16 protein-coding genes are annotated in these 22,038 nt (G+C 47.8%); 11 read left to right on the plus strand and 5 right to left on the minus strand.

Going from position 1 to position 22,038, the window contains the following annotated elements; translation table 11 throughout:
* Positions 1-74: 74 nt before the first annotated feature.
* From ACEW9O_RS03260 to ACEW9O_RS03270, 3 genes are all read right to left on the minus strand, one after another.
* Positions 75-2,054, minus strand: a complete 1,980-nt coding sequence (locus ACEW9O_RS03260; protein WP_373548689.1) for an OmpA family protein — start codon at positions 2,052-2,054, stop codon at positions 75-77.
* An 80-nt stretch (positions 2,055-2,134) separates the two neighbouring features.
* Positions 2,135-3,727 (minus strand): amidohydrolase family protein, encoded by a 1,593-nt coding sequence (locus tag ACEW9O_RS03265; protein WP_373548690.1) that lies wholly within the window; start codon positions 3,725-3,727, stop codon positions 2,135-2,137.
* 54 nt (positions 3,728-3,781) lie between these two features.
* A complete protein-coding gene (locus tag ACEW9O_RS03270) occupies positions 3,782-6,040 on the minus strand; it encodes a TonB-dependent receptor domain-containing protein (protein WP_373548691.1) in 2,259 nt (752 codons plus the stop codon).
* Between the two features lie 438 nt (positions 6,041-6,478).
* Between ACEW9O_RS03270 and ACEW9O_RS03275 the strand changes: the two genes are divergently transcribed.
* The 3 genes from ACEW9O_RS03275 to ACEW9O_RS03285 all read left to right on the plus strand — a co-directional run bounded on the left by ACEW9O_RS03275 (position 6,479) and on the right by ACEW9O_RS03285 (position 11,197).
* Positions 6,479-7,891 carry a Gfo/Idh/MocA family oxidoreductase gene (locus tag ACEW9O_RS03275; RefSeq protein ID WP_373548692.1) on the plus strand — a complete coding sequence of 471 codons (1,413 nt, stop codon included), beginning with the start codon at positions 6,479-6,481 and terminating at the stop codon, positions 7,889-7,891.
* A 233-nt stretch (positions 7,892-8,124) separates the two neighbouring features.
* On the plus strand, positions 8,125-10,854 hold the full coding sequence (locus ACEW9O_RS03280; protein ID WP_373548693.1) for a glycosyl hydrolase: 2,730 nt from the start codon (positions 8,125-8,127) through the stop codon (positions 10,852-10,854).
* A gap of 13 nt (positions 10,855-10,867) precedes the next feature.
* Positions 10,868-11,197 (plus strand): L-rhamnose mutarotase, encoded by a 330-nt coding sequence (locus tag ACEW9O_RS03285; RefSeq protein ID WP_373548694.1) that lies wholly within the window; start codon positions 10,868-10,870, stop codon positions 11,195-11,197.
* 130 nt (positions 11,198-11,327) lie between these two features.
* Here the strand turns inward: ACEW9O_RS03285 and ACEW9O_RS03290 are convergent, their stop codons facing one another.
* Positions 11,328-12,650 carry a polysaccharide deacetylase family protein gene (locus ACEW9O_RS03290; RefSeq protein ID WP_373548695.1) on the minus strand — a complete coding sequence of 441 codons (1,323 nt, stop codon included), beginning with the start codon at positions 12,648-12,650 and terminating at the stop codon, positions 11,328-11,330.
* A 147-nt stretch (positions 12,651-12,797) separates the two neighbouring features.
* Here ACEW9O_RS03290 and ACEW9O_RS03295 point away from each other — a divergent pair, with 147 nt between their 5' ends.
* The 5 genes from ACEW9O_RS03295 to ACEW9O_RS03315 all read left to right on the plus strand — a co-directional run bounded on the left by ACEW9O_RS03295 (position 12,798) and on the right by ACEW9O_RS03315 (position 17,302).
* Complete coding sequence (locus ACEW9O_RS03295; RefSeq protein WP_373548696.1) at positions 12,798-13,613, plus strand: hypothetical protein; 816 nt, start codon at positions 12,798-12,800, stop codon at positions 13,611-13,613.
* A gap of 224 nt (positions 13,614-13,837) precedes the next feature.
* Complete coding sequence (locus ACEW9O_RS03300; protein ID WP_373548725.1) at positions 13,838-15,712, plus strand: CocE/NonD family hydrolase; 1,875 nt, start codon at positions 13,838-13,840, stop codon at positions 15,710-15,712.
* A gap of 160 nt (positions 15,713-15,872) precedes the next feature.
* Complete coding sequence (locus ACEW9O_RS03305) at positions 15,873-16,589, plus strand: hypothetical protein (protein ID WP_373548697.1); 717 nt, start codon at positions 15,873-15,875, stop codon at positions 16,587-16,589.
* A gap of 109 nt (positions 16,590-16,698) precedes the next feature.
* On the plus strand, positions 16,699-16,923 hold the full coding sequence (locus ACEW9O_RS03310) for a hypothetical protein (protein ID WP_373548698.1): 225 nt from the start codon (positions 16,699-16,701) through the stop codon (positions 16,921-16,923).
* Positions 16,913-17,302: a type II toxin-antitoxin system VapC family toxin gene (locus ACEW9O_RS03315; RefSeq protein ID WP_373548699.1), complete on the plus strand. Its 390-nt coding sequence runs from the start codon at positions 16,913-16,915 to the stop codon at positions 17,300-17,302. Before ACEW9O_RS03310 ends, ACEW9O_RS03315 begins: the two co-directional genes overlap by 11 nt.
* Before the next feature lies 1 nt (position 17,303).
* Here the strand turns inward: ACEW9O_RS03315 and ACEW9O_RS03320 are convergent, their stop codons facing one another.
* Positions 17,304-18,155: an aminotransferase class IV gene (locus ACEW9O_RS03320; protein ID WP_373548700.1), complete on the minus strand. Its 852-nt coding sequence runs from the start codon at positions 18,153-18,155 to the stop codon at positions 17,304-17,306.
* A gap of 271 nt (positions 18,156-18,426) precedes the next feature.
* On the opposite strand from ACEW9O_RS03320, the gene ACEW9O_RS03325 reads away from it, so the two are divergent.
* The 3 genes from ACEW9O_RS03325 (at position 18,427) to ACEW9O_RS03335 (ending at position 21,938) form a co-directional block, all read left to right on the plus strand.
* Complete coding sequence (locus ACEW9O_RS03325) at positions 18,427-20,553, plus strand: elongation factor G (protein WP_373548701.1); 2,127 nt, start codon at positions 18,427-18,429, stop codon at positions 20,551-20,553.
* A gap of 141 nt (positions 20,554-20,694) precedes the next feature.
* Positions 20,695-21,297, plus strand: coding sequence for a glutathione peroxidase (locus tag ACEW9O_RS03330; RefSeq protein ID WP_373548702.1), 603 nt, complete (start codon positions 20,695-20,697; stop codon positions 21,295-21,297).
* 149 nt (positions 21,298-21,446) lie between these two features.
* Positions 21,447-21,938: a DUF6702 family protein gene (locus ACEW9O_RS03335; protein ID WP_373548703.1), complete on the plus strand. Its 492-nt coding sequence runs from the start codon at positions 21,447-21,449 to the stop codon at positions 21,936-21,938.
* The last annotated feature ends 100 nt before the right edge of the window (positions 21,939-22,038 follow it).

Consider the following 22,038-nt stretch of genomic DNA (forward strand, 5'->3'; position numbering starts at 1 on the left):
GCACGCGCATTGCTATAACAAAACGTTTCTACAAATAAATATTGCTTTGTCTACATTCAAGTAATGATTTTTCTTTATTCCAAAGTAATGATTTTTAACTCCACTTTTCGATTGAGTTTTTTGATGGCTTCGTCGGTATTTTCGCCATACCCTTTGAGGGCGATTCGCGTGACTGGGTAACCTTTGTCCACCAAATACAGGGCGATTCTTTTGGCCCTTTTTTCCGACAATTCGAGGTTGTAGCCATTGTTCCCAATGTCGTCGGCATACCCATCTATTTCAATGCGTTGTACTTCTTTACCTGCAATGGTCGCGATAAATGCATCCAACTTATCTTGTTCATTTATCTCCATTTCGTCGCTGTCAAATTTGAACAAAAAACTTTTGTTGTAGCGTTGGGGCTTGCGGACTTTCATAGCGGTAACCGTAGTATCGCTGCTCCCATTGATATTGGTCTTGGTTTTGGGAACATCCGGAGGTTTTACATACACAGGTTGCAGGCGGAGTTCAAGGGAATAAAACCGTTTGTTATCCCAAACTGGAATATTGAAATTACGACTATAAGGCAGGTATCCATTCACGCTGGCTTCGGTATGCAAAAGGGAGATCGAGGGCAGGCAAATAAAAAATCGCCCATCCTTATCGGTTTGGATAGATTCCCGATCAGTGATTTTGACAATGGTTTGCACGGGTTTTTCCGATATTGAATCTTTTACAAAGCCCTCCACAAAAGTCATAGGTTCACTGTACAATGGGTCTTTGAATTGTACCTGGTAAATGTCCATTCCCCCAAAACCCTCGGGCCGGTTGGAAGCAAAATAGCCAGTACGACCATCTGCGGATAAGAAAAAGCAGCGTTCGGTGAAGGGCGAATTGATCTCTGGCCCCAGGTTGGTCGGTAGTTCCCACACCCCTTTTTCGTTCAAAAAACTCATAAAAATATCCTGGTCGCCAAGGCTCAGGTGACCAGTGGAGGTAAAAAACAGAGTGCGGCCATCATTGGAAATAAAAGGTGATTCTTCATCCTCGGTGGTATTGATGCTGGGCCCCATGTTCATCGGAGGGCTCCAGTTGCCATCCAGCATTTTTTTGCTGTACCAAATGTCGGCACCACCAAGCCCACCCTCACGAATACTCGAAAAATACAGGGTCCGGCCATCACAGCTGATGGCGGCTTGTGATTCCCATTTTTCGGAGTTGGGGTGGCCTTGAATAGGTTTCACTTCCTTGATTTCGTGCCCCTCAATTTGGGCTTCCCAAATGTCACATACCCCAATCACGTCTTCTCGTTTGCAGGCGGTAAAAAACATCCGCCGCCCATCGCGCACCAGGGTGCTCATGCCCTCGTCCAATTTGGTATTGAAGGTACTTCCTACGTTCTCGCCTCTGCGCCAGCCATTGACTTCATGGATGCTGTAGTACAAATCTTCGTCGCGGCCAGTGGCACTCATCCGGGTGTAAAAAAGCAGGGATTGGTCATTGGTGAGGCACGGGAAATATTGGTCGTGTTTGTCGTTGATGTTGGAACCCAGGTTGTAAATGCTCACGTCTTTGAGCAATACGTTGGTGTCTTGGGAAACGGTACAGGCACGAATGTTGTTGGGCAGTTTTTCGAGGTAGCCCGCTTCCAGTTCTCGTTCATGCAGCCCATTGACGGTGAAAGAAAGGTCTTCGAGCAATTGCAGGCGTTGAAACTGCTGAAAATAGGTTACTGCCCGCATTTTTTGCCCCAGTTTATAATACAATTGGCCAATTTCATAATAGACCGCCCGGGAAAACTTGGGGCTTAGTTCCACCACCTTGAGGTAGGCACTGAGCGCTTCTTTGTAGTTGCCCATCTGCTCAAATGCGGCACCCATCCCACGTCGGGCTGGATGTAAACTGTCACTGATGATCAGCGCCTGCTTGTACAGCTTGATGGCCTTGTTGTATTTTTTTTCGGTAAAAGCGATGTCGCCTTCCTTGGTGAATTGGGCGGCCATAACCAGGTTTTGCCCGGAAAGTTCAATGCAGGCAAAAAAACAAAAGCCGAGGAGGAGGAGAAGTTTATTCATAATATGGATAGGTTTTTGGGACAAACAAGGTTCTGTGGTTCCAGGGTTCCAAAGTTCCAGAGTTGGGGTTAACCTTGGAACTATGGGACCTTGGAACCCTGGAACCCTTTAAGGATGATTCCTGGTTTTTTTCCAGTCAGTTGTCCTGATGCTATAACGGCAATTCCATTGACAAAAACGTATTCCATACCCGTAGAATAGGCATGGGGTTGATCAAAAGTTGCAGGAGCGTTGATTTTATTGGGGTCAAAGATCAAAATATCAGCAGCTTTACCGGGTTGTAACTGGCCACGGTCGGCCAAATTGAAGCGGGTAGCGGGCAGTACAGTCATTTTGCGGATGGCTTCTTCCAGGGCCATGATTTTTTGTTCACGTACGTAGGTGCCCAAAACCCGGGCGTTGGTGCCATAAGCGCGAGGGTGCAACATGCTGCGGCCAAAACTGGCCACCCCCGCATCCGAAGCGATCATACAATAGGGAAATTGCATGATTTTTTTGACATCCTCCTCCCCCATTTTGTGAAAAACCATTTGTACCCGGGGCCCACGGGCGCAGAGTTTGAGCACGGTTTCAATTTCATCATCCAAATTGTAAGTGTCCCCTTTCTGCTTTTGAGTAACTTGAGGAATGGATTTTCCATTCAAGGTTGTATCCCAAGGGCAATTGGCGATCACGGCAAAGCTGTAGTTTTCAGCGCCACTTTCTGCCAACATTTTTTTCATTTCGGTTATGATTCGAGCTTTGGTCTTGGGATTGGCCAGACGGATTTTAAGCGAATCGTTCCCGCCACCCAAAGCCCATTCCGGGATTTGGGTACTCAGGGTGGTGCTGCTGGCGGTATAGGGATATTGGTCGACCATCACATCAATGCCCGCGCTGCGGTAGTCGTACAGTTTGCTGATCAGGGCCTCACTTTTCCCCCAGGAGGCTTTGCCAGCTACTTTGAGGTGAGAAATTTCGACGGGAATTTTGGCTTCCCGCCCGATGGTAACCGCTTCTTCCACTGCATCAAACACCCGGTGGTCTTCATGGCGAATGTGGGAAGCGTAAATGCCCTTGTATTGGGCCGCAATTTTGGCCAGGGCGACAATTTCATCGGTTTTGGCAAAAGTGCCGGGGATGTAAATCAGCCCCGTAGACAGACCTAAAGCACCGTCTTTCATGGCCTTGGTCATCAGTTCCTGCATTTGGGTCAATTCCTTGGCGCTGGGTGCCCGATTGACCGAACCCATCACTTCGCTGCGGATGGTATTGTGCCCGACCAATGCGCCTACATTGGCAGCGATGCCCAATTTTTCGAGTTCCTGAAAAAAGGCATTTAAGTCTTTTGCGGAATTGCCACAATTGCCCGTAACTAGCGATGTCACGCCATCGAAGAGAAAATTGGCCGCGCTCGGATTGCTTTGGATGCTGCCTTCGATATGAGTGTGTACATCGATGAAACCCGGGCAGACGATTTTACCGGTCGCGTCGATGACCGTTGTAGCCTTGGAAGCGCCCAAGCCACCCATGGCCGCAATTTTACCATCGCGTATGCCAATGTCAATCTTGATCCGTGGTTGACCAGTGCCATCTACCAGCAGGCCATTTTTGATGAGTACATCAAAATTCACCTGTGCAGAGAGTACATTGCCCAGCATAAGGCTGGAAAGGACGTATAGTAGTTGTTTCATAGTGTTCCAGTCTAATACACTTTCAGACTGGAAATTTAGCAGATTTTTTTGGAATCAGCGTGACCAACGTACCCCCAAATAAAATTCTCGTCCATGAATGGGGCTAAATGCATACGCAGTGTCAAAGTAATTGCTAAAACCCGGCTGGCTTTGTGGGTCATTAAATCCTACCAATGGGGAATAGACTTGCCGGTAGTCAAATAGGTTTTGAACCCCTGTGAATACATCCAGTTTTCCCTTCGCCAGGGTTTTGATCACCTGAAAATTGTGCACCGAAAAAATCGGCGAGCGGGTAGGTCGGGGGGTAGATAGTGGCTGCCCGGCTGGGTCCAGATCAAATACTTCTGGCAAGGCCATACTTCCCGTCCAATTGGCGGTGTAAGCCAAAGTAATGCCCGCTTTTTTGAAGCGGTAATTGACCACAGACAAGCCAGTCCAGGCTGGTGCAAAGGGAATCGCCCGGGTTTCAAAATTGCCATTTTCAACTGCATCGTACTGTGTGCTGCGCAAAAAACTGGCCCCCAAAGTATAACTCAGCGGGAAACGGAACTGCTGTTGTAAAGAAATATTGATACCCCGGGTTTGGGCATACCCTTCGGTATTGGCGTAAATGATTTTACCGGGAGTGTCGTAGCTGGGAATAATTTTGTTGATAAAATGGGTAAAAAAGGCATCGATGTCTACTGAGCCCTGGCTTTCACCCATGGTGAAAATATGGTTGTAGTTGAGGGAAAAATTGTAAGAGCGCTCTGGGTTCAGGTTTTCGGTGATCACTACTTCCCGCTGCCCGGTGACAAAGGCATGATCCTCGGTGAATAAATTGACCAAGCGGAAACCCGTGCCCGCATTCAAGCGCCAGGTGGTCCAATCGCCCGTTTTGTATTTGAAATTAAGGCGGGGAGAAAAAATCGGGCCGCTGCCTTGGTACAAATCCAGTCGAGAACCCAAGAGTAGGGTCATTTTGGGTTGAATGGTCCATTCATCCTGCACAAATACGCCTGGAATGTATTGCAGGTCGGCACCATTGGGGGTGGCTACCGTATTGTCGTCGTAACGTTGCAGGCGATTGGTCAGGCCTATCAATAGGTCATGTTTGTTCAATTGGGGGTTCCAGATGAAGTTGGTAAAACCCACTTGTTGCTCTGCTTTGTACAGGTCGGCACCGTAATAGCTGTTTTGGTCATGGTTGTTAAAGGCAAAGTCGATCCACATGCGGGTAGAGGTAGCCAAATCATAGGTACCAAACACTTCCGCACGCTGGGTGTAAATGCTTTCACCGTAATAATAATCACTGCCGCGAATGTCGCGATAAGCCCGATTTTTTAAAAATTCGGCTACTCCATTGCGGCGATCCTCGTAATATAATTTACCAAAAATATTGAAGCGCCGCTTCTCCGGGCGCTCCATCGACCATTTGCTGAACACTGTATAACGATCCAGGTGGATCCGGTCGCTGAAGCCGTCGCCATTTTCATCGGAGAAGGAATTGCTGTATCCCCAATCGAGGCCCCAATAGGTATTCCATTTGCCCACTTTGGGAGCGAAACTCAAGGTCCCGTAAGACTCGCCGTGCGTAGTCAGCATGGTGCTCAGGCCGAATTTGGGTTGGCGCGCCGGGTCTTTGGTGATGACGTTGATGACCCCAGCCACCGCTTCGGAGCCATAAAGGGTGGAGTTGGGCCCTTTGATCACTTCGATGCGTTCGATAAAGGTGGAGGGGATGCCATTTAGTCCGTAAACCGCGGATAAATTGCCATACAGCGGAGTTCCATCAATCAACACCGCCGTATATGCTCCCGGTAAACCATTGATGCTAAAACTATTGGTAAAACAGACCCCACAAGCCACCGTTTCCTGCACGCCGTTGATCATTTTGATGCTTTCGGTGAGGTTGGTGGGGGCACTATTGCGCAGCAAAAACTGATGGGTGATCACGTCTATTTTGACTGGCGAATCTTTGATAAAGGTTTCTTTCATTGCCCCAGTCACCACTACTTCCTGCAAACCCAGCACATCCTCTTGCAATTCGATGCTGCCCAGGTCCAGTGAGGCATCTTGCAGCTCAATCGAACGAGAAAATGCCTGATACCCCAGAGCAGAGACATGGAGCTCATACTGCCCCTTTGCCATGTTTTCGATCACAAAGGAACCATCGTCAGCGCTGATGGCGCCCCAGGCAGTGCCCTTCACTTGTACATGGGCATATGGCAATGGATTATTTTCATGCAGGATTTTACCTTGCAAACGAGCCGTTTGGCTTATAACAAGTCCTGGAAACAACAGCAAAAAAAGGAATGTATAGCGAGCTAGCATATGATTGAGTGATTTTAAGGGAATACGACACTAAGGTAAGCATAAATTTTTATTTAGGCAAGTCTAAATAAAAATTTCGCCTCGTCTTTTTACCTATGCAGCAACAATGCATTTATTGTAGGAATAAAAAATTAAGCAACGAATAAGAGAGACTCTCCTGTGCTATCCTGATTACTTAAAATATTATTTTGATTTCAGGCATTATTACAGGACAGCACAGGAAAGTTTTTTACTCTAAATTTCGTAACCTTGCATTGCTATTTTTTAATGTTATTCGTCTTCCATTTACTACTACACGTTTTTTTCTACTACTACTTACCAAATAACCGCTAGGGTGCCCCAATGGGCTCTGGCAGTTGCTGACTTGTATCGCACAAGTCATCCATCGGCATATATCATTTCAACACGATACCCCTTCAACTTTAAACTATAAGCACTATGCACAGAAGAGAATTTATCCAAGCAGCCTCGGTAGCAGCCGGAGGTGTATTGGCAGCCCCCAACTTGACGGGGATGTCGAATTTAGGGGCAAAAAAGCGCCTCGCCATGGTGGGTACCGGGGGCAGAGGCACCGGATTTTGGGGCAAAACCGTACTGGACAACTATGGTGACATGGTTGAGTTTGTGGGATTGTGCGACATCAACCCCGGACGGGTAGAAGCCGCCAAAAAACACATCGGTGCCACTTGCCCGACCTATACCGATTTTGAAGAAATGATGCTCGCCCAAAAACCGGATGTGCTCATCGTGACCACCGTGGATGCCACGCACCACGAGTTCATCATCAAGGGTTTGGAAATGGGTTCGGACGTGATCTCTGAAAAACCCATGACTACCGACGAAATCAAATGCCAGGCCATTCTGGATGCCGAGCGCCGCACGGGACGGAAAGTCACCATCGGTTTCAACTACCGCTACGGCCCCCACATGACCAAAATCAAGGAGCTGTTGATGCAGGACCGGGTGGGCAAACTGGTTTCGGTGGATTTCAACTGGTTCCTCAACGTGTACCACGGCTCGGATTATTTCCGCCGCTGGCATGGCATCAAATCGCGTAGTGGCTCGCTATGGGTACACAAGGCAACGCACCATTTTGACCTATTGAACTGGTGGATCAATTCCGAGCCAGTTGCAGTCACCGCTTTTGGTAGCCTGGATCACTACGGCGCCAACAATTCCTTCCGGGGCATCAAGTGCCGCTCCTGTAAGCACAAAGACAAGTGTAAATTTTACTACGATGTCACCAAAGACAAATACTACACGGCCCTGTACACCGACAACGAAGCGCACGACGGCTATTTCCGCGACGGCTGTGTATGGCGCTCCGAAATTGACATTTACGATAAAATGTCGGCACAAATTCAATACGCCAATGGGGTGGTCGTGAATTATTCACTTACCACCTATTCGCCCTACGAAGGTTGGCGCATTGCGTTCAACGGCTTCAACGGCCGCCTGGATTCCTGGCAGGACATTCCTTACCAACACGGGGTGTTTGAAAGTGTGGATCAGGCCAATCGCCACGCCCAGGAAATGACCCAAAACAAAAATGAAGTGCCCACCGAATACGAGGAAATCATCGTGATGGACAATTTTTCGCGCAAGCACGAATCGGTCAAAGTGCCTAAATTCAAAGGCGGCCACGGCGGCGGCGACAAACGCATGCACGACATGATTTTCCGCGATCCAAATATGGCCGATCCGTTCGGTTTGAAGGCTGGGACTCGGGATGGAGCGATGTCTTGCCTGATCGGGATTGCCGCTCGGAAGAGCATTGAGCAAAACCGGAAAGTGAGCATTGCGGAGTTGACGGATTTGAAACCGCTGGCGGTGCGGGGGAAGGTGTCGTAATTGTTTTTCATTAGGCTCGAGGTAGGTTGGTTATCAAGAAATTGATACAATTCTGATGATTTTGGCTTAAGTCTAACCTATAATACGTTCCCAAAGCGACATGATGGCAGCGCGTAAATCTGCTCAATCCGCCTCATCTGCGTTACTATCATGTCGCTTTTGTGCTTCAATTTTCCCAGGAAAGTATCTTACCTTTACCCCCCTAACTTGTTCAACAAAATTACCTACAGCGCATGTCCAAGTCATTTTTTCGCTCGCAGAGCTTATCCAAGCTTTTCACTACGATATCCTTACTCTTCATTCTTCCCTTTTTCCTCAGCGCCCAAGTCAATTCCGCCAAGCCCTGGGCCTACTGGTGGTGGATGGGCAGTGCCGTCAACAAAGCCGACCTCAAAAAAAACCTCGAAGATTTTTCAGCGGCGGGTTTTGGGGGTTTGCACATCATTCCCATTTACGGCGTCAAGGGGGAAGAAGCCAATTTTATCCCTTACCTCAGTCCGCAGTGGTTGGCCATGCTGGATTACACCTGTACGGAGGCCAAAAGACTGGGTTTGGGCATCGACATGACCCTGGGTACTGGCTGGCCTTTTGGGGGCGCACAAGTCAAGCCACAAGATGCCGCTCAAGCCTTTCAAGTGCAAAGCATCGATGTAAAGGCCAATGAAAAAATCACCCAGTTGCCCGCCGTTCCTGAAAAGTGGAAAAACGCCAAACTCATTGCAGTTTCGGCTTATTCCCGCAAGGCTTTCCTGCAAAAACTCGACATCAGTAAAGGCATAACCTGGGAACACCCACAGGAAAGTAACCTCTACGCCCTGTACCAATTGCCTACCGGGCAAAAAGTAAAACGGGCAGCCCCTGGCGCCGAAGGTTGGGTACTTGATCACTTCAACGCCACAGCCATCAAAACCTACTTTCAAACCTTTGCCCAGGTTTTTGTGGCCAAAAACTATGGCGTGCGCGCTTTTTACAACGACTCCTATGAAGTATACGGTGCCAACTGGACCAGCACTTTTGTGCAAAAATTCCAACAATTGCGCGGCTATGACCTGCTCAGCAACCTGGATGTACTGGCACAGGATACTGCTCGGTCTGACCGCGAAAAACGGATTTGGGCCGACTACCACGAGACCATTTCCGACGTCTTGCTGGAAGATTTCACCAAACCCCTGATGGCTCTGGGCAAGCAGTTTGGCAAAATTGTGCGCAACGAAGCCCACGGCGCTCCCGCCAACCTACTCGACCTTTACGCTGCTTCCGACGTACCCGAAACCGAGTTTTTTGGCAGCAAACCCTATGGCATTCCCGGTTACCGTGTAGACCCCGATTATGAAGTCAAACGTTTTGGCGAACCCGATGCCTTTGTGATCAAGTGGGCAGCCTCGGCAGCGCATGTTGCAGGGCGCAAAATGGTGTCCTGTGAAACCGCCACCTGGCTGGGCAACCACTTCAAAGTGGCTCTCTCCCAAGTCAAACCGATTGTAGACGAGTGTTTGGTATCGGGGGTTAATCACATTTTTTACCACGGCGTACCTTATTCTCCACCGGGTGCCGAGTTTCCGGGTTGGTTGTTTTACGCTTCGACCAATTTTAACCAACAAAGCCATTTCTGGCCGTTTTTGCCACAACTGAACGCCTACATCGAGCGCAGCCAAAGCCGCTTGCAGGCTGCCAAACCAGACAACGATGTGTTGCTCTATTTCCCTATTTACGACGTTTGGCATGCAGCTGGGCGCAAAGGCAAAACCCACCCAATGGAAGTTCACTCCATGGTACATGACATAAAAGACAGTCCTTTTGGGCGAACTTCTGCCTGGATGAGCGCACAAGGTTTGGCTTTTGATTTTGTTTCCGATCGGCAAATTCAGGGTTTAAAATTTGAAAATGGAGACTTGGTTTCTACTGGCGGTACCCGTTACAAGTCTTTGGTTTTGCCCATAACCGAGTATATCCCGCTAGCTACACTCCAGGCCTTGGCGCGTCTAAAGCAGGCTGGTGCCTCGATTCTATTTGAAGCCAGATTACCCCGTACGGTGAATGGCTGGAACAATTACGCCGAGCGGCAAAAAACCATGCAAACTTTGATGTCGAATTTTCAAATCACCCTTGTCCGGGATTTGGGGGCGGCCCTAAACAAGGCTGGCGTTCGCCGCGAATTATTGGCCGAAAAGGGATTGGCTTTTATCCGTAAAAAAACGGACAAAGGCACTTTGTACTTCATCAGCAACTTGTCTGGGCGTTTCAAGGAAGGCAGAGTCCGTTTGGCAAGCAATGCCAAAATGGTAAAATTATACGACCCTTTGAGCCAGCAAAGCGGTTGGGAAGGCTTCAAAACCATGGGCCCTAATAGCATTGAAACCTTTTTGCAACTGGCTCCCGGCGCCAGCATCTTCGTCGAGACCCTGGATCAGGCCGACAGTACGCTAACCCGTTGGCCACTCCCCTTTGAAGAGGCAGATGTGAAGGATTTTACGGGGCCATGGAAAGTGGAATTTGTGAGTGGCAAACCCTTTGTACCCAAAGGCTACCAAGCCGACACGCTCGCTTCCTGGACGCAGGCCCCTGATACCCTGGCCCAGTACTTCAGCGGAACCGGACGTTACAGCCTGAGTTTTTCATTGCCAGAATTCCAGGTTGGGAAGCCTGCGCGGCTCGACCTGGGCGATGTACGGGAAATGGCGAAAGTAATCATCAATGGCCGCGACCTGGGGCCAGTGTGGTGTTTGCCTTTTGTGCTCAACGTACCAGAAGGGGTTTTGCAAAAAGAAAATACCATCCAGATCGAGGTGACCAACCTATCAGCCAATCGGGTGCGTTACCTGGATCGGCAAAAAACACCCTGGAAAAAATTCTACGACATCAATATTGTAGACATCCGCTACCAGCCTTTTGATGCTTCCAATTGGGTGCCAGTCCCTTCGGGGCTGAAAGGGCCAGTAAAATTGATGTTTCAACGTTTGTAAAGCGTTCACCATCATGACAAAAACTGAAGAAATCGCATTTGTACTCTACCTCATCAAAGGCAATGAGGTAGAATACCAACGCCGCCACGACGAAATCTGGCCCGAATTATCCGCTGCAATCAAAGAGGCGGGGATTTTGGATTACCAAATCTTTTTGGAACCCCGTACTGGGCAGCTTTTTGCCTATCAGAAGCGCCGGGTAGATCACAGTGTAGACCTGTTGCCGGGTTTGCCTGTCATGCGCGAATGGTGGGATTACATGGCAGACATCATGGAGGTGAATGCAGATAATTCGCCAGTGGTGCAGCCCTTGGAGCGGGTTTTTCAGTTTTTGGCCGAATGAATCTGAAGTGACCACTAGGGTGTCTAAGGTGGTGAATACATTTGCCCTGCTCCGCAGGGTTTTTTCTTTTTCACCACCTTAGACACCATAGACACCCTAGTGGTCACCTTCGAAAAGAAGTATAATAATTCTAGATTGTGCCTGTTTTTGCAATTTGGACCACACGCTCATACATTTCACCCCATCCTCCCCAACCATCTTCGGCATAAAAAGAGCTATTGTGCCAAAGCAGGCAAAATGGCCCACTTACCTGCTTTACTTCCCGGTGCAAATCTTTAAGACGGGTGTAGGCTTCATCCGCATTGAACCCAAGGTATTGTTGCAAGGTTACATCCATTGCTACAAAGGGATGTATCATTAAATTTGTACATTCTTCACGCTCAAGGTCGTACCAAGGGAAAGGTACCCCAGTGCCCGCACGGAATCCCGTATCATCGGCATAACCCATCGAATAATCGGCCTGGATGCCCGCTGCGATCAAGCGGCGGTAAGTTTCCGGCAAGTACAATTTGAGGAAATGCTGGCGGCTATGGGTGATGGTTTGAGCCACTATTTTTTCCAAACGTTGTTTCTCCATTGTCAGCCGCTCAGGCTCAATATTGGACAGGTAAGAAGGGTGAATGCCCAGGGGATAACGCGCAGCCAAATCCCGAATGAGTGCCTGTTGGGCAGGCAAATCGGGGGATGGATTGGTATCGTATCGTGCAGCATCGCCCACCAACAGGAAAAAACGGGGGCTTAGGCCATATTTTTCATGCCATTTGTACAATTGAGGGAAAGTATAAAATGGGTCATCCGCAGGATTTTCAAGGGCTTGCCTGCGGTCTTGCCAACGTTTTTTTTCCCCTGAAAGCAAGTCCTTCAGGCTTCCACCCCAGTGTTTCCACCAGGGTCGGTAACAAAAAGCCCAGGGCATATCCACATCATAAGTAGGCGCGAACTCATAAGGCAGTGGCGTATGTACAAAGCCAGGATGTTTTTGCTGCAAAGCTTCCAGTAGGGCATTCAACCAGTGCTGTACCACCGCCATTTGCAAAAAGCCTTCTCGTTGAGCCAAACTTTGTGCCGCACTAAAACGACCATGCTGATCCGCCACAAAAGGCAGGTATTCTTCATAACGACTCAACAGGTAAAAACTACTGGCAAAAGGATCAGCGGGCAAATGTCCCGCATTTTTTTCTTCAAAACTCAACCATGGGCAACCCTCCACCCAATTTACCTGTATGGGGTATTGTTGCAGACAGGTTTGAAACAGCAAAGTTTCCGGGACGATCCACAGTTCATCGGGATCAAGTGAAACTTTGCTGTAATTTATTTTGGCTCCAGCAGATCTGCGATAGCTATTTTTGTCGTAATTAAACGTGTAAGTATGTGAAGACAGGTGCTCAAAAAAAACCTTGAGTACATAATCCAGGCGAGGTGAAGGATTGGTGCTAAAAATGGTGATTTGCATACAGAAATTTGTCTTTTTTGGAAAAATCCAGCATAGAATGTACACTTTTTTCCAAAAAATCGTACATTTAAATCAAGGGTAGCTAAACATTTATCCCCTGATTTGTTTTAAAGTTAATACCATCTCAGCGAATATAACCTTAAGAAAATGAAAAACATCAACATACGCTACATAATCCTGGGCCTGGCCTTGATTTTGCCTCTCTTGGCAAGCGCTCAACAGACGCTTTCCCTGAACCAAAACAACTACCAAAGCCGCAAAGGTGTCGTTTACAACAAGGAATTTGCCTTCAACTTCAAACCCCACACCAATGGCATTGCTGCGGGTGTCCAGTTTGGCAATATCCGGGCTTACAACCGTACCTCCTATTGGGGCATTGAGTTGGGTGAACTCAAACACGTGCGCGAAACCCGCCAAAACAAAAGCAATCAAATCGCTGCCTTGGAAGGCGCTTTCCGGGGCTTTGTATACGGCAAACAAAATAACTTTTATGCACTACGTGCTACTTTTGGTGAAAAGCGCTACCTCTCGGAAAAAGCACGCCGTAAGGGTTTGGCACTGGGTCTGGATTATTCCGCTGGAGCCAGTTTAGGGATTCTAAAGCCTTATTACTTGTTGCTGCGCTACGTACCTGAGGATTTCAACCGCAATTTCCGCAGTGAAAAATATTCCGTTGAGAATGAAGCTCGCTTCCTCGACATCAACAGCATTTATGGTGCCGATGGTTTTTCGAAAGGACTGGGAGAAACGCGTTTCCTACCTGGCGGCCACGCCAAAGTTGCCCTTCATTTTGACTGGGGCGCTTTTGATGAATTCGTCAAAGCTTTTGAAGTAGGCATCATGGCCGATTTTTACTTCCAAAAAGTACCCATCATGATCGAGACAGAGACTGCACCCAATGTGAAGAATCAGCCTTTGTTTCTGAACTTGTTTTTGAATGTGCAATTGGGGAAACGTTCATAGCTTTCAGCGATGAGCTGAAGTTTCCGATTTTGTCAGCTATTTTTCAGTGAGCTGCAAAATGGTCATCCATTTTTGCAAGCTATTGCTTAGCTTTCAACTTTGTGAAACCAGGAACGGAAATCAAAAAAGAGCTCAGTCAACATGTAACTTTATTTGGTTTCCGTTCCTTTGACAGCTTTAGTATGAAAAATCAACTATGGTATGTGCTCTTGGGCTTCGTGCTCATGACGCCAAAACTTTGGTCGCAGGCCGCAGCCGTGCAGACCGATGTGCTCAAACAATTACAAGAAATTGCAGTTGTTGATCAAAAAGTAATGATGCCGATGCGCGATGGCATCCGCCTCGCCACCGATATCTTCCGCCCCAAAGGCACCCAAAAAGTACCCGTCATTTTTTCCAAAACGCCCTACAACTTCAACTCCTGGGGTGACGGCGAGCAACGCAATGGCACCTATCAATCCGCATTGGAGGCCGTGAAACGCGGCTATGCTTATGTCGTACAAAACGAACGTGGCCGCTACTTCTCGGAAGGCGACTGGGATATCCTCGGGCCGCCGACTACCGATGGCTATGACGCGGTTGATTGGTTGTCGAAACAAAGTTGGTGCAATGGTAAAATTGCGCCGATTGGTTGCTCTTCAACTGCCGAATGGCAAATGGCCGTGGTCGGATTGAATCACCCGGCCTTGACGACCTTTATCCCTCAAAGTTTTGGTGCTGGCGTTGGTCGGGTTGGTAAATTTTACGAACAAGGCAACTGGTACCGCGGAGGGGCTGGACAAATGTTGTTTACCGCCTGGTTGTTTGGGGTACAAAATGACGTGATTCGCCCCATGTTCCCTAAAGACGCCACCCAGGAGCAATTGATTCGGGCCTCTCGCTCTTTCGACCTCGATCCTGAACGGGCAAAGATTGATTGGGGCAAAGGTTTGGCGCACCTGCCCCTGCAAGACATCATCAAAAATGCCAATGGCCCAGTGGGCGTATACGAAAAGATGATCCGCCGCAAGCCCAATGATCCCGACTGGTACAAGGGTGGGCTTTACCACGACAATATGCCGATCGAGCGCCCGGGGTTCTGGTTTGTATCCTGGTATGATGTATCGAGCAGCCCCAACATTGCTTTGTACAACCACGTCCGCGCCACGGCCAAAGACCCCAATGTGCGCAACAATCAGTACCTGGTGATTGCCCCCGTCCTGCACTGTTCCTACAAGCGGGCCACCGAAAACACCATCGTAGGCGAGCGCAGTGTAGGTGACGCCCGCCTGAATTACGATGAGTTGACCTACGGCTGGTTTGATTATTGGTTGAAAGGGGAACAAAACGGGATTTTGACCAAAACACCTAAGGTGCAATACTACACGATGGGTTTGAACAAGTGGCAATCCTCCGAGGTTTGGCCGCCTGCTACTGCACAGATGACCACCTATTTCCTCAACAGTGGAGGCAAAGCGAATAGTTTGTACGGCGATGGCAAGTTGGGTACAACAGCTCCGGCCAAGGATGCACCCGATGCCTTTGCTTACGACCCGCAGAATCCGGTTCCATCCTACGGCGGCAACGTGTGCTGTACCGGCACCGCCGTGCAAGGTGGCGCTTTTGACCAGCAAAAAATGGAAACCCGCAACGATATTCTGGTGTACACTACCGAACCCTTGGCAGAAGGGGTAGAGGTGAGTGGCTTTATTGAAACGACGCTCTACATTTCTTCGGATGTGAAAGACACCGACTTTACCATCAAATTGATCGATGTGTATCCCGACGGCAAAGCCTACAACCTGGATGAAACCATTCAACGGGTGCGCTACCGCGAGGGTTACGAGAAGGAGGTGTTTATGGAAAAAGGCAAGGTGTACAAACTCGAACTGAGCGCCATGTCGACCAGTAACTTTTTCCAAAAAGGGCACCGCATCCGCATCGAAATTTCCAGCAGCAACTTCCCCCGTTTTGATCGGAACATGAATACGGGTGGGAACAATTATGATGAAGCGGTAGGTTTAGTGGCGCACAACAATGTGCATCATTCGGCGCAGTATCCTTCGCAGGTGAGGTTGCCGATGGTGAAGAAGAGTGGGGTGTCGATGTCGGAGAAGTAAGCAAAGCTTCCTGAGGTGAACCTAAGGTGTCTGTGGTTTCTAAGGTGGTAAAAAATATGCTCTTGTGTTTATTTTTTACCACCTAAGAAACCACAGACACTATAGAAGCACCTTAGCCGGCTTTACAACCATTGAAGAAATTGAACCTAAAGGTTGAATCATGAGAAGGGTCTTATTCTGTGTTTTCTCGATCCTTGCATTGTGCTTTTGCCACAATTCAAAAAATGATAAGCCCATAAATCTGACCGCCAGCACCAAGGATAGCCTTTCATTAAAAGATAGATATACTCCTCAGCATTTAAAGACGAAGTTATTGAACTCTCCTTTGTTACATCCTCTTGTCAAACGGCATATCAAGGATTCGAACGTACTCGTCTTGCTTGAATACTTAACCGATAATTTGGACACCTTCAAAAAAGTTAAAATTGTAGGGGACGTCAATGGAGACCGTCGGATAGACTCTGTACAGTTGATGCCGGAATTGATGTACTCACATGATTATGGGTATGAGGATGGGATAGCGTTTGTATTTTCAGATCCACTCATCCCTCGAATCAAAATTAATACCTTGTGTGCAAACCTAGAATGTTTGTTTTCAATTGGCGATATCGATGAAGATGGATGGATAGAGTTTGGGTTGTATTATACTTCCTGTGCCAGTAGATACAAAACACTCATTTTGTTAAGATGTGATAAAAAAAGCACCTGGAAAGAGGTAGAATATTGCGCTTATGATACCTATTTTCCAGAACCACATTTTTCTAGCCGCATCCGCAAGATTAAAAAAAACCAATACGAGATGACTGAAATTACTAATGATAATCTCGATGACTTTGGGAAATTGAAAAAAATCATCCGCTATACTATCGCAGAGTAGGGCTCTCATTAAAGCTTAGCTTAACTTTAAGCTTGTTTTTTATTTTTTAAATTTAGAAATTGGAGTTTGTTCTTGAAGTCACATTTACTCACAATGCAATTACCAAACTATGCCAGAAATTGAAATTCAAGAATCAATTGTCAATGCACTTCGCAAAATGTCGTTAGTGCAGCAGTATAAGTTGTTAGATTTTATCAATGCGATGCAATTGCCATCTTCATCACATCAAAGTAGGGGCATTTTAAAGTTTGCGGGGATATTTGACTCAAATGACACTAAAGAATTTGAGGAAGCTTTATTAGACTCTTCCCAAATTGATCATAATGAATGGTAAATTTCTTCTGGATACCAATATTGTAATCGCATTATTCAGTGGCGATGCTTCCGTTAGTGAAAAGGTAGCTCTGGCATCCGAAATTTACCTGCCAGCAATAGTTATCGGAGAACTTTATTACGGTGCATACAACTCTAGCAAAAAGCAGGCAAATATAGAACGAATAGAAGCATTCAAACTAGAAATACCAATTCTAGATTGTGACGAGTATACAGCTAATTATTATGGTCAGATTAAAAGTGAACCAAAACGGAAAGGTATGCCCATTCCCGAAAATGACATTTGGATTGCAGCAATGGCAATGCAATATGATTTAGAGTTAACAACCCGAGACGCACATTTTTCCAACATCGAGAACGTTGTTGTATCCAAATGGTGACTTAGTCTCCAATTCCCGCCAAATACCCCTTCACCTTCTCCACAAACAAGTCCTGCAACGCCTTCGTCACCTTTCCAATATTCCCATCTCCCAATACCAACTCATCAATTTGCCCGATCGCCATTACCCCTTTGATGGTACTGGTGAAAAAAGCCTCCTTGGCCTCAGCCAGTTCGCTGACGTGGATGGGACGTTCTTCCACCACGTATCCCGCCTCGCGGGCTGCATCGATCACCTGCCGCCGCGTAATGCCCCAGAGGATTTTTTCATCCGCGGTGACAATCCGATCATCTTTGAGCACCAGGAAAAAATTGGAGCGGGCGGATTCCCGGATCCATTCGCCATGTTCTACATAAATCAGATCCGTAGCTCCCCGTTCTTTTATGGTTTTGAGCATCCGTATCCCTGTCGAGTAGTTGATGGTTTTAACTTCCGGCAATTCACGCTGAAAAGGATGGGTGATGATTTTGATGCCCTGAGCTGAGAACTCCCAGGCGCTTGCCGGAAGGTCGTACATCATTATGAGCAAATTGGGGCTGACTGGGGTGTAGCCATCGGGGGAATAACCACCTGTGAGTACCAGTCGAATGCCCGCTTGCTGTACTTCATTCGCAGCCAATAGGGCATAGATCTGCTGCCTCAACGTAGCCTTGTCGAAGGGGATTTCCAGGTACAACTCCTGCGCTGAGCGGTAAAAACGATTGAGGTAATCATCCAGAAAAAGTGGATGCCCCTCCCGCGCCAGAAAATAGTCAAAAATGCCGTAACCCCGCAGGATGCTGAGGTCGGATACGTGCAGGTAAGCGTTCTCAACGGGCGTTTGTTGGCCGTTGATGTTGTAATATTTGATCATGGCTACGGATTTATACGGCAAAAATCATCATTTCCCCTGATTTTTCTTTGCAAAACCCCGCAATTCTTGCAGTAATCTCGTTGAACTTTTTGGCAAAAGAGCAGAATATGGCAAGATGTACGTTTTTACCACAGAATAATCCTGATAATTCCATAGCGATTTCCAGGGATTATTTTTGATAAAAACCAAAAAATCAATATATTCCACTCTAATTTGGTCTGAAAGCAAAATTTTTGGTTTGTTTTTCTTTTTTCATCTAAACACTAACCATATGAGCTTCGACAGTAAACACATTCGCAACGTGGTGCTCCTTGGCCATTCCGGCGTCGGGAAAACCACTCTGGCAGAAGCCATGTTGTTTGAGGGAGGCGAGATTAGCCGCCGCGGCAGCGTGGAAGAGGGCAACACGGTATCCGACTATACCGACCTCGAACACGAACGCGGCGGCTCACTCTTCGCTTCGCTTGAACACGTCTCCTGGAAAGATTCCAAAATCAACCTCATCGACACACCAGGTCTGGATGACTTCGTCGGCGAGGTGGTTTCTTCACTCCGGGTGGCTACAACGGCAGTCCTGATTCACAACGCCAAAAGTGGCGTAGAAGTAGGTGCAGAACTGCTTTGGGAATACATCGAAACTTTTGACGCACCCGCCATTTTTGTCATCAACCAGGTTGACCACGAAAAAGCCGACTTCGACGCTACTTTGGAACAAGCCATTGCCCGTTTTGGCAATAAAGTAATGCCCTTTCAATATCCCCTCAACCCGGGAGTAGGTTTTAATTCCATTATCGATGCCCTGCGCATGGTGATGTACTATTTTCCCGATGGTGGTGGAAAACCCGAAAAACATCCCATTCCCGATGCCGAAAAAGCGCGGGCAGATGAAATGCACCGCATCATCGTAGAAGCTGCCGCTGAAAACGATGAAACCCTGATGGAACGCTACTTTGAAGAAGGAAACCTGAGTGAAGAAGAATTGGCCCAGGGTTTGCGCATTGCGATTGCCCAAGGCCAGATCATTCCGGTATTTTGCACCTCGGCCAGCCGTGATATGGGCTCCGGTCGGGTGATGGGTTTCATCAACGACGTATGTCCATCGCCCGTAGATCGCAAGCCGCTGCCCCTGACCAGTGGGGAAAACTTAGCCTGTGACTCCAGTCTGCCCGCTACCGTTTTTGTGTACAAAACCATTTCTGAACCCCGCGTCGGGCTGCTGTCTTACTTCAAGGTCTGTAGTGGCGTGCTCAAAGCGGGAGATGAACTCACCAATTTCTCCAATCGCACCATTGAACGTTTTGGTCAGCTCTTTGTCGCCAATGGCAAAGATCGGGTCTCGGTCAACGAACTGAAAGCGGGTGACATTGGAGTAACCGTCAAACTTAAAAATACCCACACCAACAATACACTCAACGCCAAAGGCGCTGATCATGAAATCGTTCCGATTTCTTTCCCCGAGCCACGGGTGACCGTTGCCGTTGAGCAAGCCAATAAGAACGACATGGAAAAACTCATGAAGGCCTTGCACACCATTCATGAGGAAGACCTTACGGCGAGCGTGGAATTGAGCGCCTCGCTCAAACAAACCTTGCTGCATGGCCAGGGTCAGTTGCACCTCGACCTGATCAAACACCGGGTGGAACAGGCCCAGGGCGTGAGCATGAATTTTGTCAAACCCCGCATTTCTTACCGCGAAACCATTACAAAACCCGCCAATGCGCAATACCGCCACAAAAAACAAACGGGTGGCGCTGGGCAGTTCGGAGAGGTGCACATGCGCATCGATCCCTATTTTGAGGGCATGCCTGATCCTTCCGATTTGAATGTGCGCAGCCGGGACATAGAGGATTTGCCCTGGGGTGGTAAACTGGCCTTCTACTGGTGCGTTGTCGGTGGTTCCATCGATACCAAGTACTCCAGCGCCATCAAAAAAGGCATCATGGCCAAAATGGAAGAAGGGCCACTGACGGGCTCACACTGCCAGGACATCCGGGTATGTGTATACGACGGCAAAATGCACCCGGTGGACTCTAATGATATGGCCTTTATGTTGGCCGCCACCCATGCCTTCAAGGATGCCTTCCGCGATGCTGCGCCCCAAATCATGGAGCCATTGGCAGACCTGGAGATCCTTTGTCCCGACGAGGTTATGGGCGACATCATGAGCGACCTGCAAACGCGTCGCGCTATGGTGCTGGGCATGGACTCGGATGGCCACTACCAAAAGATAATGGCCCGGGCACCACAGGCGGAGTTATACCTGTATTCAAGCACGCTGCGTTCGATCTCCCAAGGTCGGGCGAAGTTTCATCAAAGTTTTGCCGAGTTCCAGGCGGTGCCTGCCGACATTCAGCAGAAATTGATTGAAGCACATAAACATGAGGAAGTGGAGGCGTAAATCCGATGCTTTTTGTTTAAGATTTTGTCCATCAGGTGGGGCTGCTTCGGCGGCCCCATTTTTGTAAAGCCATTTACAATCCAGCAACTTTTTACCAACTCAACTGTTCCATTGCCAAATAACATTAAAACAGATTAAACCATGCGTCCTCGAGTCATTTTTGCCATTCTACTCAGTTTGCCCACTTGGGTGATGAGTTGTTTCAATTCCAATAAGGTCACTTCCGCCCCGGGCAACAATGCTGAAGGCAGCGCCAAACTTACCGCAATGAGCAGTTCTTTCCATACCCTGAGCGCCAAAACGCTGGATGGGCAAACGATCTCTATGGATCAATACAAGGGTAAAAAAATCATCGTTTTGAATGTCGCTTCTGAATGCGGCTATACCCCGCAATACGCCGACTGGCAGGCATTCTACGAAAAGAATAAAGACAAAGTAGTTGTACTTGGCTTCCCTTGCAATCAGTTTGGCGGGCAGGAGTCTGGTTCGGCCACTCAGATTCAACAGTTTTGTCAAAAAAATTATGGCGTGACCTTCCAAATGTTCGAAAAAGTGGACGTAAAAGGCAATGACCAGAGTCCATTGTACAAATGGCTAACCGACCCAAGCCAAAATGGGTGGAATAGCGATGTACCCTCCTGGAATTTTTGCAAATACCTGATTGACGAAGAAGGCAAACTCACCCATTTCTTTGCTTCTGGGGTAACACCGGAGAGTGCTGATTTTAAGAAGGCAATGGATTAGTTGAGAGGGTTAAGGCTACTGTTAGCGGCACTTCGGCTACGCTCAGTGACCGCTAACAGTAGCCTTAACCCTCTTAACTTCTCAACCCCTCAACCCCTCAACTATAACTTTTCCATCCCCTCAATCGTTTATTGAGGAAATGGACTGTGATGAAGCTATTCCTTTTTTTCCTGTTCTCTGCAACCTTATTTGCCCCCCACCCTATCCACCTCACGGTGATGGAAATTTACAGTGCTGAAAAAAGCAAAAATCTCGAATGTTCGGTCACACTGTTTTCAGATGATTTTGCAAGGGCCATTCAATACGAAACCTATGCCCCTCAAATCCAGAGTGGCAAACTCAAAACGGATGACCTGATCATCAAATATCTCCGCAGCAAATTACAACTCAAAGTCAATGGCAAAAATGGGAGCTTCAGTTTGCAAAGAACGGAGAACACCCACGAAACCATCACCTGTTACCTAAAACTCAACGCCGTAGCCGCTGAAACTCAAAAAATTGAAATCGCCAGTAAACTCATGCTGGAATTGTTCAGTGATCAGCGCAACCTGGTCAAAATTCGCATTGCCGGGAAAAAAGAAGGCGCACTCAGCCTCGACAAATCAAAAACAAGTGCCGTAGCGGCTTTAACTGCAGACTGATTATTGTCAATCCATTTGGAGACTTTTGACAAGGCAAATCACTCGAAATGACTGCAATTTTGTTGGCGTAAACAACCGATTAAATGCAATAAACCAGCAG

Source organism: Haliscomenobacter sp., assembly GCF_041740695.1.
Taxonomy (GTDB): domain Bacteria; phylum Bacteroidota; class Bacteroidia; order Chitinophagales; family Saprospiraceae; genus Haliscomenobacter.

Bases quoted from the DNA above. Each gene is read 5' to 3' on its own strand.
- ACEW9O_RS03260 (WP_373548689.1), bottom strand. From the start codon at position 2,054: ATGAATAAACTTCTCCTCCTCCTCGGCTTTTGTTTTTTTGCCTGCATT.
- ACEW9O_RS03265 (WP_373548690.1), bottom strand. From the start codon at position 3,727: ATGAAACAACTACTATACGTCCTTTCCAGCCTTATGCTGGGCAATGTA.
- ACEW9O_RS03270 (WP_373548691.1), bottom strand. From the start codon at position 6,040: ATGCTAGCTCGCTATACATTCCTTTTTTTGCTGTTGTTTCCAGGACTT.
- ACEW9O_RS03275 (WP_373548692.1), top strand. From the start codon at position 6,479: ATGCACAGAAGAGAATTTATCCAAGCAGCCTCGGTAGCAGCCGGAGGT.
- ACEW9O_RS03280 (WP_373548693.1), top strand. From the start codon at position 8,125: ATGTCCAAGTCATTTTTTCGCTCGCAGAGCTTATCCAAGCTTTTCACT.
- ACEW9O_RS03285 (WP_373548694.1), top strand. From the start codon at position 10,868: ATGACAAAAACTGAAGAAATCGCATTTGTACTCTACCTCATCAAAGGC.
- ACEW9O_RS03290 (WP_373548695.1), bottom strand. From the start codon at position 12,650: ATGCAAATCACCATTTTTAGCACCAATCCTTCACCTCGCCTGGATTAT.
- ACEW9O_RS03295 (WP_373548696.1), top strand. From the start codon at position 12,798: ATGAAAAACATCAACATACGCTACATAATCCTGGGCCTGGCCTTGATT.
- ACEW9O_RS03300 (WP_373548725.1), top strand. From the start codon at position 13,838: ATGACGCCAAAACTTTGGTCGCAGGCCGCAGCCGTGCAGACCGATGTG.
- ACEW9O_RS03305 (WP_373548697.1), top strand. From the start codon at position 15,873: ATGAGAAGGGTCTTATTCTGTGTTTTCTCGATCCTTGCATTGTGCTTT.
- ACEW9O_RS03310 (WP_373548698.1), top strand. From the start codon at position 16,699: ATGCCAGAAATTGAAATTCAAGAATCAATTGTCAATGCACTTCGCAAA.
- ACEW9O_RS03315 (WP_373548699.1), top strand. From the start codon at position 16,913: ATGAATGGTAAATTTCTTCTGGATACCAATATTGTAATCGCATTATTC.
- ACEW9O_RS03320 (WP_373548700.1), bottom strand. From the start codon at position 18,155: ATGATCAAATATTACAACATCAACGGCCAACAAACGCCCGTTGAGAAC.
- ACEW9O_RS03325 (WP_373548701.1), top strand. From the start codon at position 18,427: ATGAGCTTCGACAGTAAACACATTCGCAACGTGGTGCTCCTTGGCCAT.
- ACEW9O_RS03330 (WP_373548702.1), top strand. From the start codon at position 20,695: ATGCGTCCTCGAGTCATTTTTGCCATTCTACTCAGTTTGCCCACTTGG.
- ACEW9O_RS03335 (WP_373548703.1), top strand. From the start codon at position 21,447: ATGAAGCTATTCCTTTTTTTCCTGTTCTCTGCAACCTTATTTGCCCCC.